Genomic DNA, 14323 nt, shown 5'->3' with positions numbered 1-14323 from the left:
GTCGAAAATTCACAATTAGCGTTCGCCCATGCACTGGCTTGAGGCGCGCGCACTTTCAAGGTGCATAACATGACGCATTTCATTGATGTCCCTACAATGTCCGATCTGGTTAGCGATATCGGTGTAGTGGATTTCCTGGGTGAGCTCGCGGCCGTCATCCGTGATGATTTCAAACGCTGGCCTGAGTTTGATAAGTCTGCCCGAGTGGCCAGTCACTCCGAGGTCGGTGTGATCGAACTTATGCCTGTGGCTGATACGAGCCAATATGCGTTCAAGTATGTTAATGGTCATCCCTCCAACACCTTCAAGGATCTTCACACCGTGATGGCCTTTGGCGTGCTGGCCGATGTCCAAACGGGGTATCCGGTGCTTCTTTCTGAGCTGACCATCGCGACAGCTCTGCGTACTGCGGCAACATCTCTGATGGCCGCCAAAGCGTTGGCTCGTCCAAATTCGCGCAAAATGGCTCTCATCGGTAACGGCGCCCAGAGTGAGTTCCAGGCCCTTGCGTTCCACAAGCACCTGGGCATCCAGGAAATCGTCGCGTACGACGTCGACCCTCAGGCGACCGCCAAGCTCGTTCGAAACCTGCAGGAATACACCGACCTCAAAATCACCCGTGCCCAAAGCGTTGCTGAGGCAGTACGCGGTGCTGACATCGTGACTACCGTCACCGCCGATAAAGCGTATGCCACGATCATCACTCCGGAAATGCTGGAGCCTGGCATGCACCTGAATGCTGTCGGTGGCGACTGCCCAGGTAAGACCGAACTGCATGCCGACGTGCTGCGCAAGGCAAGGGTCTTCGTTGAGTACGAGCCGCAAACTCGTATCGAAGGTGACATCCAACAACTCGAAGCCGACTCTCCGGTAGTTGATCTGTGGCGTGTCCTGACCGGCGAGCAGGAAGGCCGTCAGAGCGATGAGCAGGTTACCGTCTTTGACTCGGTTGGTTTTGCCTTGGAAGACTACTCGGTGCTGCGTTACGTCCTGGAGAAGGCCGAGAAACGTGGTGTCGGCACCAAGATCGATCTCGTCCCGTGGGTTGAAGATGATCCGAAAGACCTGTTCAGCCACACGCGTGGCCGCTCCGCCAAAAAACGCATTCGACGCGTTGCATAATTCTAAGATCAGCATCCCAAATCGGTATTACTGAATGGCACTTCCTACTCGTTCGATTCAAGCACCTGCAGCAGTGGTGATGGTCAGGCCGCACGCCTTCACCCCTAATCCGGAAACCGCTGCTGACAACTCGTTCCAAAGCTCAAGCCCTGACATTGCAGCGCACACTGTCTCCGAGATTGCTCGAGATGAGGTCACCCAGGCTGTGGGTCGCTTGGAGGCGGAGGGAGTTCGTGTCCATGTGTTTGATGACTTCGGCGACAACGACACCCCTGATTCAGTGTTCCCGAACAACTGGTTCTCTACGCATCCGGGCGGTCACATTGCAATCTACTCCATGTACTCGCCGAACCGTCGACGGGAAAGGCGTACTGACGTGATTGAGATGCTCAAGCAGGAATACCGGGTACAGGATGTGATCGACTACTCTGGCCTCGAGCAGGATGAGCTTTTCCTGGAAGGCACCGGGGCGATGGTGTTTGATCACATGTCTCGTGTGGCCTACACCGCCCGTTCCAACCGTGCCGACCCGATTGCGCTGGAGCGGTTTAGCACCCACTTCAACTTCGAGCCTATGGTCTTCGACACTGCAGACGAGAAGGGGGCCCCGATTTATCACACCAACGTTCTGATGTGCGTAGCCACTGAATTCGCACTGGTGGGTTTTGGCACTTTCACGAACAAGGCCCGTGCTGAAGAGGTTCGCATGCGGCTGGTGGAGTCCGGTCGAGAAGTCATCGATTTGAGCAACAAGCAGATCGCGGAGTTTGCTGGTAATGCCATCGAACTGTCGGGCCGCGATGGCCGGATTCTGGCGCTGTCTCGTCGGGCCTTCAACAGCCTGACGCAAGATCAGCGCGCTCGCATTGAGCGTACCGCCAGACTGGTGCCGTTGGATGTACCCACTATCGAAATGGCAGGTGGCTCGGTACGGTGCATGATCGCTGGGATTCACCTGTCTCCTCGCACGTAACGCAGTAACAAGATCCCCACCCAGCAAGGTGGGGATTTTTTTGGCCGTTAGCGAGCGTGGCTGTCGTATCCCTGTAGCGTGTTGACCGCGTTGATGCCGATCTCATCAACCATGTAGCCACCTTCCATCACAAACAGCGTTGGAATCCCGGCCTTTGCGATGGCCTCGCCCATCTGGATGAAGTTGGTGCTGGTCAGGCGGAAATGACTGATCGGATCATGCTCGAAGGTATCCACACCCAAGGAGATGACCAGGCACTCAGGTTGGTGGGCCTGGACGCGTTTGAGAGCATCTGCCAAGGCCACGCTGAAGGTGTCCCAAAGCGTGCCACGAGGCAGTGGATAATTGGCATTGAAGCCCTCACCGTTACCCACCCCTTTCTCATCAGCAAAGCCTGAAAAGTACGGATAGGACACGGACGGGTCGCCGTGGATTGAGGCGAAGAACACATCGCTGCGGTCGTAGAAGATGTTCTGCGTGCCGTTACCGTGGTGGAAGTCGACGTCCAGGATGGCCACTCGTTTTGCACCCCGGCTGAGGCAGCGCTCAGCAGCGATTGCCGCGTTGTTGAGATAGCAGTACCCGCCCATGTACTCACGAGCCGCATGGTGCCCTGGCGGTCGGCACAGAGCGAAAGCACCTCTCTCGCCATCAATGACCCGCTCGATGCCGGTCAGGGCGACATCCGCGCTGCTGCGCACGGCTTCCCACGTACCTGAGGTGATCGGCGAACCGGCATCCATGGCGTAGAAGCCAAGCTTGCCATCAATGAAGCTCGGTTCTTGGTCAATGGCCAGGTCTCGAACCGGCCATACCAGGGGAAGTGCGTCGTGCGTCTTCCCTGTTGCCGCCCACTCTTGCCAGGCATTCTCGAGGAACGTCACATACCGCTCGCTGTGCGCCCGCACATAGTTGGATCGGTCATATCGCTGCTCAGCGATGACATCCCCCAACCCTACACTCTTCACACGAGCGAGAACCGTATCGGCGCGTTGCGGGTTTTCGAAGGAGGGCTTGAGTGATCCGTCTTTGAGTTCGGAGCCGTGGTGGAGGCGATGATTGGAGCTAAATATCGTGAGCACGAAAGGTCTTCCCGTCAGCGTGAACGTTACAGAAAATGTTCGCTGTTGCGGGTAGGAAATGCTTTGCTTTAGGCCATGACAGGGACGTGATGGTTGAATTTTCTTTTTAAAATTTTGCCATACGTGAGAAAGAACTTTTCGCGGGTAAGGGGTGGCGTTATACCACCCACTTGCGCCGCGACAGAAAGGGTAGAAATCAGAGCTCTTTGAGCGTCGGATAATCGATATAGCCTTTCCCGTCACTCCCGAAGAAGGTCATGCGATCAGGATCGTTCAACGGTGCGCCCGTGCGAACGCGCTCCACGAAGTCGGAGTACCGTCTGGCTTAGCGCGACTATGTGTCATAGGTTCCATTAACAGGCGGTTCTTCAGGGTGTACTGACCCAGCCGATAGGATTCGAAAACACAGTTCATGAGCTTTCCTCTTCGTTATGCGGCAGTGGAGGTTTCTGTGGGAAGCTGCACACCAGTGCGAGCCACCAGGGCTTCCGAGCCCTTCAGGAACTTGGAAACGTGACTTGGCGTTAGGCCTGCCGAAGGGTGGATGGCTTGTCCCTTGCGATTGAACAATGTGCCGGTGTGCGTCTCGAGCGCTCGGGCAAGCAACAATGGAGAGATGCGCGCTGCGTACTGCTCAGCAGTTGGGGTGAAGAAGCCAATCAGTGTTTCGGCAATCTTGGATTTCAGCGATCCCTTGCCCAAGAAGTTATCTCGAATGTTGGTTTTCACCAGGCCTGGATTGAGGCCAAACACGCTCAGGTGTGGGTAGCGTTTCGCCGCGTCCACCACCAGCATTTCGTTGCCTGCGACAGTGTTCATGTGGACGGCGAACGACTTGTACTGACGCTCAGCGTTGAGGTCGTCCAGATCGGTGCCAGTTTGCCCACTGCCTGGGTAACCCATGATGAATACCCGAGGCTTGAAGGCTTTGGACTGGCGCTCAGTGCCAAGCCGTGGTGCGGCCAGGCGGAGAATAGTCAGCCGGCTCAGGTAGCTCACAGCCATATCCTCTTCAAGCCCTTCAGTCGTTTCCTGGCGCTGAGATGCGGCGAAGATACCGGTCGTAAACACCAAGGCATCGAGTTGCTCGACCTGCAATTCATCCACTACTCGTACGGCCTCGCTCATCAGGCTGAGGTCTCCCTGGACGAAGCGAATGCCTGGAAGGCTTTGGTCGCGGAAGGTACGACCTACGACTGTGACGCTGGCACCTTGCTTAGCCAGAGAGTGGCTCAAGGCACGTCCCAAGCCACCAGTTCCGCCGATCACGGCAATACGCATATTCTCGGCTGGGAGCTGGCCGAAGTTGGCGACATTCCAATTGAAGGATTTATCCACTTTCATGGTGAGGTACTCAGAAGGTTATGGGCACCATGATCTCGCTTACGTTAAATGGGATAAATACGGTATTCTGGATAATATTGATCCGCTGATGGAGCAATCGTGTGGAGTACCTCAATGACATGGCCCTCTTCGTGGAAGTGGTCAAAGTGAAAGACTTCCGCAATGCGGGTGAAAGCCTGGGCATCCCGAACTCCACTGTCTCTCGGCGTATCTCTCAGCTGGAGAAGACGATTGGCCTGAGGCTTCTGCACCGAACTACCCGGCGCATCGAGCTGACCGAGGCAGGGCAAATCTACTACGAGCGCTGCCGGCGTATCGTGGACGAGGCACGCCTGGCCCATGAGCAGTTGGGCGACATGCTGACCGAGCCGAGTGGTGTGTTGAGGGTGTCGCTACCGGTGGATTTCGCGGTGACTTATCTGGCACCACTGTTCGCCGAATTTGCTGCTCTGCATCCCAAACTCACCTTCGATTTCGACCTGACGCCGAGAAGAGTAAACCTGGTCAGCGAACCCTTTGACGTGGCAATACGGATGGGCGAATCACCCGATTCTCACCTCATAGCGCGACCTCTAACGTCATTGACGCCGTCCTTGTACGCCTCGCCTGGTTATCTGGAGAAGTACGGTGAACCCTCGACCCCGGATGAGCTCAATGGCCATCAGTGCCTGAACATCACCAAAGGTGGGATATGGGCAGTGAAGCGCGGCCAGGAAACCGTTTCGATCACTGCGCAAGCTCGGTTCGTGGTGAACAGTGTTGGGATGATTAAGCGGTTAGCGATGCTCGATCAGGGGATTATGCTGATGCCCCATGAGATCGTTGCGGATGACGTTGATGCCGGTAGACTCTGCCCCATTCTCACGGAGTGGACTGGCCAGCCAATGATGGTTTACGCCCTGACCGAGACCCGTTTGCTGCCAGCCAAAACCCAGACATTCTTGGAGTTCTTACGCGCACGCTTGGCGTCGCATGGCGGATCATAGGCTGTTTCCCGCAATACCGTCAGGGCTCCTATGCTGCCGTTTGCGGTCAATGCCAACTCTTGGACTTGTAGTTGACTGCATTTTGTTGGCGCAATAAGGTCATTTACTAGAAAGCTTCTGCTAAATGTGCGTGGAATATGAGTCGGATTATCCTAGACAACGTTGATCGCTCCATGCTCAGGCTGCTGCAGGCTGACGGCGCTATGTCCAGTATTGCTGTGGGAGAAAAGCTGGCGTTGAGCACCACGCCGACCTGGCGTAGGCGAAAGCGTCTAGAGGATGAAGGCGTCATCACGGGGTATGAAGCGACTATCGACAGGAAGGCTATCGGCCTCAACCTGACGGCGTTCGTTCAGATCAGCTTCCAGATGCACACGGATCAGTCGGCTGATGATTTTGAGGCCGTTATGCGTGGCAACCCCTATGTCCTGTCGTGTCATAAGGTCACCGGTAACGCGGACTACATCCTGCAGATCGTCGCAGCCGACCTTGAGGCTTATGGGGAGTTTGTTGAGCGTGTTCTGCGCGCACAGCCAGGCATCTCGGCCATCCATTCCAGCTTGGCGCTGAAGGAAATCAAGGACAGCCACCGGCTTCCCATACCTGACATTTGAGTAACCGGTGATCTCGCCGGCCAGCACCATTCCTTAGCGTCAGCGTATTCGGCTCATGGCATTTGGAACACGCAGGGCGGAACACCAAGTTCCTTTCGAAATATCGAGGAGAAGGCGCTTGGGCTTGATGGGCCTGCCCCGTGACAACGGACGCCAAGAAGCGATACTTACATCGCTATCTTGGAGGTTGTCATGTACCCAACCACTCGCCGCAATTACACCGATGAGTTCAAGATTCAGGCCGTTGCGCTGGCTGAAACGCTTGGCAGGACGGAAGCTGCTCGCCAGCTGGAGATGTCTGTGAAGTCGTCCCATTCAACGTCACTGGCGTCGGCGGCTGGAAGCTTGGGCATTCCTTAGCTCCTGTTTCGTGTAAGACAAGCAAAGTGTCGACCTGAGGGATTTCTACGCAGACTGTTCTGATGCAAACACGCTATAGGGTGACCGACTGTGATCTGCAGGAGGTGTCATTCCAGTCATCGATCTTCAACGTATCCAAGGTCGGCGCTAATCTTTGTGCTGCACTCCCGTAGCAGCGCCTCAAACTTCCCCGTAGCACCCTCGGGATCCATCACGGCATCCGGGCCTGACAGATTGATTGCAGCCGTCACTTCTCCCCTGTGGTCTTTGATAGCCATCGCAATCGCAGTGGAGTAATCCGAACGATGCAGCACCCATCCTCGCGCTCTGTCACCCTCGATCATATCTTGCAGCTCGAGCTGAGTCCGTGGGGCAGGGGCTGGGTAATCGTCTAAACGGATGTGTTGGTAAAGTGCGGCAAGTTCTACCTGGTCAAGGCCGGTGAGTAGCATGCGGCCAATCGCCGTGCAGTGGCATGCGATGCGGGTGCCAACCGGAATGTTGACGGACAGCCGCTGAGCCGCAAACGCTCGGTAGACATACAGGCTTTCCGTATTCTCCCGCACGGCCAAATGGCAGGAGAGAGAAGTGCGATCTCGCAATTGATTCAGGTGAGGCATGGCGACATCGACAATGTCGCGGCTGGCGAGGTAACTGAAGCCATCGCTAATGACTCGGGCTCCGAGCTCGTATTGACTGTTGTGTTTGTTCAAGTAACCCATATCGGTCAACGTGAACACTATCCGGTACAGCGCCGAGGTGCTGACGTTCAATCGCTCGGCGATCTCCTGCATGCTCAGACTACGCGTTCGAGCGTTGAACAGGCCAAGCACCGCGAGCCCTCGGGCTAGGGCAGGTACGCTGTATTCGGCATCCTTAACGGGGGCGTCGATCATCGTTCGTTGCTCATCCGGGATCTGGGAAGCGATATCATGTGTGCCGGCCACGACCGCAGTGGACATGGTCTGCTTCAGCGCGTAGTCAGCACAGCATGATCTGTATCACTTAATACAGCGCGTCGATCTGTAGGGCTCGTCCATCAAACTCGGCCATCGCATCCATTAGTGCGCCCTTGAAATACTCGAGCGAAGCGCGATCACACAGGATGTGAAAGATCGGGTGCGATTCAGCACTGATGTTGATGACGATCACGTTGATCCTTGCAGCCGATGTTTGTGCAACGGCGCCATGCGCAAATGCAGCGCTGCGTAGATCAACCCCACACAGTTTGGCCATGACTTCAGCCGCGTGAGCGCCGCTCAGCTGCATCCACGCATGGCTGTCTTCGCGAGGCAAAAGGTAGTTGGCCAAATGATCCATCTCCCAGCGAGCTTCTTCATCGGCGATGCGCTCACCTCTGTCTCGCAGGCTGCCCAGGAGCAAATACTCTGTCTGCGACAGACGCGCCACGTGGCTACCGTCCGGTTGGGTAATGGCCTGGTTTGGCTTATCAGGAAGGCTGAAGCCGCGGGACTGCAGGTATTCGCCACTCTGAGCGCCGCGAAAACCAACCCTTGGAAGCCCCGTCAGGTCGACCACCGCACATTGCTGAAGTGGGCCCGGCCCGATGTCATTGAGATTGGACATGTCAAAGCTCCTGGCGCTGGTTGTCTGGATCGAAGAAGGGGAGCTTTACGACGGTTGCCTGGACGACCACACCATCTTCAACTCGGATCGGAATCTGCTGCCCCGGAGTGCTCTGATCAAAGGCGGCGTAGGCCAGGCCGATGATCTGATCAAGGCTTTGCGAATACTCACAGGACGTCACATTACCGCTGATGTCCGGCCCCTTGAGAACCAGATGGCCCTCGAGCGGTTGCGGGCTGGTCTTGGGCAGCGTGAAGCCCACCAGCTTGCGTTTCTGTGGCTGCGCTTCAAGGATGTCGACGGAGCGACGACCGACAAAGAACGGCTTGTTACGGCTGACCGCCCACCCCATTTCGATTTCGCCAGGATGGGTCATGCCGTCGGTGTCCTGGCTGATGATCACATGGCCTTTTTCCAGGCGCAGCAGGCGCTGGGTCTCGACACCAAACGGGCGAATGTCGAATTCCTTGCCGGCCTCTATCAGTGCATCCCAAAGCTTCAACGCATAACGTGCAGGTACGTGGATTTCGTAACCCAATTCCCCTACGAAGCCTACGCGCAGGAGACGTGCCTTGATCCCGGCCACGGTGCCCAGGCGAACGCCCAGGTATGGGAATCCTTCAGCGGACAGATCAAGATCCGAGCACACTTTCTCCAGCACCTTGCGTGAGTCGGGCCCCGCTACGTTGACTGCCGAGATCGCGGCAGTGACGTTAGCGATGTCGACGTTCAGGCGCCATTGCGCGTTCCACTTGAGCATCTGCTGATAGATTCGATCCACGCCGCTGGTGGTGGCAGTGACGTAGAAGTGGTTTTCGGCAAAGCGCGCGCAGACGCCATCGTCGATCACCACGCCATGTTCGTTGGTCATCAGCGCGTAGCGTGAGCGACCCACGGGCTGCTTGAGAAATGCGAAGGTGTACATGCGGTTGAGAAGTTCGGCAGCGTCAGGGCCGCGCACGTCCAGACCGCCCAGCGTCGAAACGTCGATGATGCCGACCTTCCGGCGCACGTGCAGCGCCTCGGCCTGCATGCATTTATCCCGCTCGCTCGGTTTGCCGTAATAGGCAGGGCGCTGCCAGATACCGGCAGGCATCATTTTTGCGCCGGCTTCCAGATGACGGCGGTGCATGGGTGTCTGGCGGTACGGATCAAACGCTCGCCCCGCGACATGGGCCAGCTTCTCCGCCTCAAAGGGAGGGCGCGCTGTGGTTACGCCTGTTTCGCTGACGCTGCGCTGAGTGGACGCTGCCACCAGTCGAGCTGTTGGCAGGGCTGAGTGGCGCCCTTGAGAAGGCCCCATGCCCACGGTGGAGTAGCGCTTGACCAGTTGCACATCTCGATAGCCGATCTTCGTGGCGTTAATGATATCGCGCACCTGCAAATCTTCGTCGAAGTCGACAAAGTCCTTGCCTTTGGGGTGCGGGAAAATCGGCCATGGAAAATTGACTTGCGCTTCTGGGCGCAGCGGCAGGGGCTTGACGTTGATGACCAGGCCTAGCGCTGTAATGATTTCGGTGGCTGTGCGAGTGGCATCAGCGAGCACGTTGTCCAGTGCGTGGAAACCATGGGCGGAACCTGCAACGCTGAGATTCTTCGGCAGGCCGCTAAGGGTGAACTCAGCCAGTTGATCGTCATAAGACAGCTTGCCGCCGGCTTGGCACAGCAATTGATAGACCGGCATGTAGCCGCCGGACATGCAGAGCAAATCGCAATCCAGGTGCAAGCTGCTATTCGCGACCTGGCCGAGGCCGGTGATTTTTCGGATGTCGACGCCGCTGACATGGCGCATGCCTTTTTCATGCAGCGCTTCAAACACCGTGCTGTTCAGATGACAGGGGATTCCGCGCTTTTCCAGCGCGATCAGCAACGCGCGATCAGCGGGATTGGTACGCATGTCCACCAGCGCTGCAACCTGAACACCTTGCTCGTGCAGATCGAGCGCTGCGTAGTAACCGTCGTCGTTCCCCGTGAGTACCACTGCGCGTTTGCCAGGCTTTACGGCGTAGAGTTTCATCAGGCGTTGGGCTGCGCTGCTAAGCATCACCCCAGGCAAATCGTTGTTGCGGAAAATCACTGGCTGATCAAACGAGCCGCTGGCGATCAGGCATTGGGTGGCGCGCACCTTGTACATGCGTTTACCCTGAATCACCGGCAGATAGTTATCGGTGAACCATGCATTGCACGTAGCTTTCTTCAGCACTTGAATGTTGGCGTGGCCTTCAACAGCGTTGATCAGCTCGCGGCGTAGGCTATCAGCACGATTGTTTTCGACATCGAAACGGGCATAGGTCAGTGAGCCGCCCAGAATGGGTTGTTGCTCAATCAACAACACCTGTGCGCCTGCATTGGCCGCAGTCAGTGCCGCCTGCAGTCCAGCAGGGCCAGCGCCGACAACCGCGAGGTCAGCGAACAGGTAGGCCTTGTCGTAGTACTCGGGCTGGAATTTGAGATCCAAGACGCCGAGTCCGGCCTTTTTGCGAATGATGGGCTCCCATAGTTTCCATGCACCCTTAGGCTTGTAGAAAGAGCGGTAGTAGAAACCAACCGGCATGAATTTGGAGAACTTGCCAAGATAGGCGTCTTTGTCGTTGTCCAGAGAGCCGTTGAAGTTTTGCCCGGTCACCTGCGCACCACTTTCCAGCAGGTGAGTGTCCGCCAGGACGTTGGGCTCGCTCGGCAGCTGTACCAGGGTATTGGCGTCTTGACCTGCCATGGTCAGCGGGCCGCGCGGGCGGTGATACTTGAACGAGCGGGAGAGCAGGAAGCGACCATTGGCGAGCAGGGCACTTGCGATGCTGTCACCTGCAAACCCTTGATACGCTTTGCCATCAAAGCTGAAATGAAGAGGCTGATTGCGGTCGATCAACAAGCCCATGGGAGCGGGTAGGCGGCTCATTGCGCGGTCTCCTTGGCAGTCGTGAATTCAACACGGGTGGTGAACAGCTCTTTGGGATCGAAGGTGCGCAGAATTTCATCGCTGCCAGTGTGGCGTTCGGCCAGGAACCAATAGCTGGAGGGGTTGTGCATCCACCACTCGCAAACCACGCCCAACGTGTCATCGCTGTTGAACACGTAGTCGGCCCATTCGGCATCGGTACACGTCTGCGGATCGGGCATCTGCTTGAACTCACCGCCATAGGTGAACTCACTGATGTTGCGCGGCCCGTTGAGTGGGCAATTCATCACTTTCATGTCTTGCTCCTCAGTGGCTGGCCGCTGTCGCGCCCATCTCGTTGACTTGCTGGAAGGTTGAGAAACGCTCGAGGCCGAACGGCTTGATCAGTTCAGGTACCTTGCCCCCGCTGGCGACGAGTTCGGCCATGGTCTTGCCGCAAATGGGCGTAGCCTTGAAGCCCCACGTGCCCCAGCCGGCATCCAGGTAATAGTTCTTCACCGGGGACAACCCCATGATCGGGCTGTAATCCGGAGTCATGTCGGTGATCCCGGCCCACTGACGCATCAGCTTGGCATTGGCCAAGAACGGGAACATCTCGATCGCGTGTGCCAGCAGGCTTTCTTTCAGATCCAAAGTTGAGCGGGTGTTGAACAGCGGGTACGGATCCGAGCCACCGCCAAACACCACTTCGCCACGGCTGGTCTGTTGCACGTAGCAGTGCAGGGCAGAGGAGCTCACCAACGGGTCGAGGAACGGCTTGAACGGCTGGGTCACCATGGCTTGCAGAGGGAAGGTCTGGATCGGCGAGCGGATACCCGCTTTCTTCATCAACTGCGAACTCATGCCCGCCACTGCCTGCACCGCGCAGCCGCACTGGATGGTGCCGCGATTGGTTTTCACCGCCTTGATGGTGCCGTTCTCGATCACCAACTCTTGGACTTCAGTGAGCTGATGGATTTCCACGCCACGCTTAGCCGCCTGTTTGGCGTAACCCCAAGCCACTGCGTCATGCCGGGCAGTTGCGCCGTCTATGTGCCAGAGACCTGCGATCACCGGGAGATGCCCAGGGTCGAGGTTGAGTGTCGGCACGAGCTCACGAATCTGCTGACGGTCAAGCATTTCGGTGCGCCCGCCGAAGTGTTTGTTGACCTCTGCACGCTGACGGAACGAGCGCACGGTGGCGTCGGTGTGGGCGAGCGTCAGTTGGCCACGATGGGAATACATGATGTTGAAGTCGAATTCATTGGACAGCCCTTCAAACATCCGTACTGACTCGGCGTAAAAGCGCACCCCCTCGCTGGTGAGGTAATTGGAGCGGATGACCGCTGTGTTGCGCGCCGTGTTGCCGCCGCCCAGATACCCCTTCTCCAGCACCGCGATATTGGTGATGCCGTGGTACTTGGACAGGTAGTAGGCGGTTGCCAGGCCATGGCCACCGCCGCCGATGATTACCACATCGTAGGAAGGTTTGAGCGCCTTGGGAGCAGGCAAATCCACTTCGACCGGGTATTCAGAGCTGAGCCCGTATTTCAGGAGATTGAAAGGCATGCGGCCTCCGAGGAAACGCGTTGTGCATGGGCCTGCTGAACCGCAGCGGTAACGGTGTTCTTCATCAGAAAGGCAATGGTCATCGGCCCAACACCACCAGGAACTGGTGTGATAGCTGAAACTTGGGGCAGGGCGCTGTTGAAGTCGACATCCCCAACAAGCTTGCTGCGGCCATCCTCTTCAATGCGATTAATGCCGACGTCGATGACTACCGCTCCTGGCTTGAGCCAACTTGCATCGATCATCCGTGGTCGTCCGACGGCGGCAACGACAATGTCTGCCTGCCGGCACAGGGCCTTGGCATCGACGCTGCGCGAATGCACCACAGTGACCGAGCAATGCGCCCGCAGCAGCAGAGCGGCCATGGGTTTGCCGACGATGTTGGATCGCCCGATGACAACGGCGTGCTTGCCGCTCAGGTCGCCGCAAGCCTCTTCAAGCAGTTGCATGCAGCCGCTGGGGGTGCACGGCGTCAGCACATCGCGACCCTGGCTTAAGCCGCCGACATTTTCACTGTGAAACCCATCGACGTCTTTGCCCGGGGCAATGGCCTGTAACGCACGCGCTTCCTCGATGTGCTCAGGCAATGGGAGCTGCAGCAGAATGCCGTTCACGGCGTTGTCTGCATTCAAGTCTGCGATCAGCTGGAGCAGTTCACCCTGCGAGGTTTCCGCACTCAGGCGGTACTCGAGCGATTTGATTCCCGCTTCTTCTGCACGGAGGATCTTGTTGCGCACATAGACCTGGCTGGCAGGATCTTGCCCGACGAGTATTACAGCGAGCGCAGGGAAGACGCCGTCGGCGCTCAGTCGGGCGACCTCGTCTCGAACCTGCTTCAGCACACGGGCTGATGCCGCTTTGCCGTCAATCAGTTTGGAAGTACTCATCGGAAGATCACCGTTCTGTCTTCGTTGAGGAATACCCGATGCTCCAGGTGATATTTGACCGCTTTGGAAAGCGCCACGGTTTCAGTGTCGCGTCCGATGGCAACCAGGTCGTCTGGCAGATAGGCATGATCGACGCGCTGGACTTCCTGCTCGATGATCGGGCCCTCGTCCAGATCGCTGGTGACGTAGTGAGCCGTCGCCCCAATCAGTTTCACGCCGCGCGCATAGGCCTGGTGATAAGGCTTGGCGCCCTTGAACCCGGGCAGGAATGAGTGATGAATATTGATCGCACGGCCCGATATCTGCTTGCAGAGATCATCAGAAAGGATCTGCATGTAGCGGGCGAGGACGACGAGGTCAGTCCCGGTCTCATCCACAACCTTCATCAGCGCTGCTTCCTGCTGAGCTTTGGTCTCCTTGGTCACCGGCAAGTAGATAAAACGAATGCCTTCGCGCTCGGCCATAGGACGTAGATCAAGGTGGTTGGACACGATGGCCGTGATGGTCATGTCCATTTCGCCCTTGTGGTAGCGATAGAGCAGGTCGGTGAGGCAGTGGTCGAATTTGCTGACCATCAGCAGTACGCGCATCGGCTGGTGAGTATCGTAAAGCTCCCACTGCATGCCGAAAGCTTGAGCGACCTCTTCGAAGCCGGCTTTCAGCTGAGCGATGTCGCCTTCGTGGCCATCGTTGAAACGAAACACCGCCCGCATGAAAAATTTGCCGCTCAACTCATCGTCGAACTGCGCCATCTCACCGATGTAGCAAGCGTTGCCTGCGAGGTAGGAGGTCACTGCTGCAACGATGCCGGAAGTCGCAGGACAGCTGATTTTGAGAATGAAATGGTTTTTTTCATGTTGCATGGTCAGTCCTCAGAGGTGCGCGGCGTGATTTCCGGCAAGTGATTCATCGGTGAAATGC

General features: G+C 57.1%; 13 protein-coding genes. 4 read left to right on the top strand and 9 right to left on the bottom strand.

Annotated elements, in window-relative coordinates:
* The first annotated feature begins 69 nt into the window (after positions 1 to 69).
* Entirely contained in the window at positions 70 to 1122 is a 1053-nt protein-coding gene (locus AA098_RS17950; protein WP_004576135.1) for an ornithine cyclodeaminase, read from the top strand.
* A gap of 34 nt (positions 1123 to 1156) precedes the next feature.
* Positions 1157 to 2095 (top strand): citrulline utilization hydrolase CtlX, encoded by a 939-nt coding sequence (gene ctlX / locus AA098_RS17945; protein WP_050562523.1) that lies wholly within the window; start codon positions 1157 to 1159, stop codon positions 2093 to 2095.
* A 47-nt stretch (positions 2096 to 2142) separates the two neighbouring features.
* Here ctlX and AA098_RS17940 read toward each other — a convergent pair whose 3' ends face one another.
* A complete protein-coding gene (locus AA098_RS17940; protein ID WP_004576137.1) occupies positions 2143 to 3177 on the bottom strand; it encodes a histone deacetylase family protein in 1035 nt (344 codons plus the stop codon).
* 429 nt (positions 3178 to 3606) lie between these two features.
* Positions 3607 to 4521, bottom strand: coding sequence for an SDR family NAD(P)-dependent oxidoreductase (locus tag AA098_RS17935; protein ID WP_064614853.1), 915 nt, complete (start codon positions 4519 to 4521; stop codon positions 3607 to 3609).
* A gap of 101 nt (positions 4522 to 4622) precedes the next feature.
* Here AA098_RS17935 and AA098_RS17930 point away from each other — a divergent pair, with 101 nt between their 5' ends.
* Together AA098_RS17930 and AA098_RS17925 are read left to right on the top strand one after the other, a co-directional pair.
* On the top strand, positions 4623 to 5507 hold the full coding sequence (locus AA098_RS17930) for a LysR family transcriptional regulator (protein WP_082916911.1): 885 nt from the start codon (positions 4623 to 4625) through the stop codon (positions 5505 to 5507).
* Between the two features lie 137 nt (positions 5508 to 5644).
* Positions 5645 to 6121, top strand: a complete 477-nt coding sequence (locus tag AA098_RS17925) for an Lrp/AsnC family transcriptional regulator (RefSeq protein WP_004576140.1) — start codon at positions 5645 to 5647, stop codon at positions 6119 to 6121.
* A gap of 476 nt (positions 6122 to 6597) precedes the next feature.
* On the opposite strand, the gene AA098_RS17915 is transcribed toward AA098_RS17925, so the two are convergent.
* The 7 genes from AA098_RS17915 to purU form a co-directional block, all read right to left on the bottom strand.
* Positions 6598 to 7377 carry an IclR family transcriptional regulator gene (locus tag AA098_RS17915; protein ID WP_064615240.1) on the bottom strand — a complete coding sequence of 260 codons (780 nt, stop codon included), beginning with the start codon at positions 7375 to 7377 and terminating at the stop codon, positions 6598 to 6600.
* A gap of 109 nt (positions 7378 to 7486) precedes the next feature.
* On the bottom strand, positions 7487 to 8068 hold the full coding sequence (locus AA098_RS17910; RefSeq protein WP_004577292.1) for a sarcosine oxidase subunit gamma: 582 nt from the start codon (positions 8066 to 8068) through the stop codon (positions 7487 to 7489).
* A 1-nt stretch (position 8069) separates the two neighbouring features.
* Positions 8070 to 10967, bottom strand: a complete 2898-nt coding sequence (locus tag AA098_RS17905) for a 2Fe-2S iron-sulfur cluster-binding protein (protein WP_064614852.1) — start codon at positions 10965 to 10967, stop codon at positions 8070 to 8072.
* Positions 10964 to 11263 (bottom strand): sarcosine oxidase subunit delta, encoded by a 300-nt coding sequence (locus AA098_RS17900; protein ID WP_003251157.1) that lies wholly within the window; start codon positions 11261 to 11263, stop codon positions 10964 to 10966. Before AA098_RS17900 ends, AA098_RS17905 begins: the two co-directional genes overlap by 4 nt.
* A gap of 10 nt (positions 11264 to 11273) precedes the next feature.
* On the bottom strand, positions 11274 to 12515 hold the full coding sequence (locus tag AA098_RS17895) for an FAD-dependent oxidoreductase (RefSeq protein ID WP_003251155.1): 1242 nt from the start codon (positions 12513 to 12515) through the stop codon (positions 11274 to 11276).
* Positions 12497 to 13402: a bifunctional methylenetetrahydrofolate dehydrogenase/methenyltetrahydrofolate cyclohydrolase FolD gene (gene folD, locus AA098_RS17890; protein ID WP_054888895.1), complete on the bottom strand. Its 906-nt coding sequence runs from the start codon at positions 13400 to 13402 to the stop codon at positions 12497 to 12499. Before folD ends, AA098_RS17895 begins: the two co-directional genes overlap by 19 nt.
* Entirely contained in the window at positions 13399 to 14265 is an 867-nt protein-coding gene (gene purU, locus AA098_RS17885) for a formyltetrahydrofolate deformylase (RefSeq protein WP_054888896.1), read from the bottom strand. The genes folD and purU overlap by 4 nt, the downstream gene beginning before the upstream one ends.
* Between the last annotated feature and the right edge of the window lie 58 nt (positions 14266 to 14323).

This window comes from Pseudomonas sp. JY-Q (assembly GCF_001655295.1).
In the GTDB taxonomy this organism is placed as follows: Bacteria; Pseudomonadota; Gammaproteobacteria; order Pseudomonadales; family Pseudomonadaceae; genus Aquipseudomonas; species Aquipseudomonas alloputida.
This window is presented reverse-complemented; position numbering and strand designations above follow the sequence as displayed.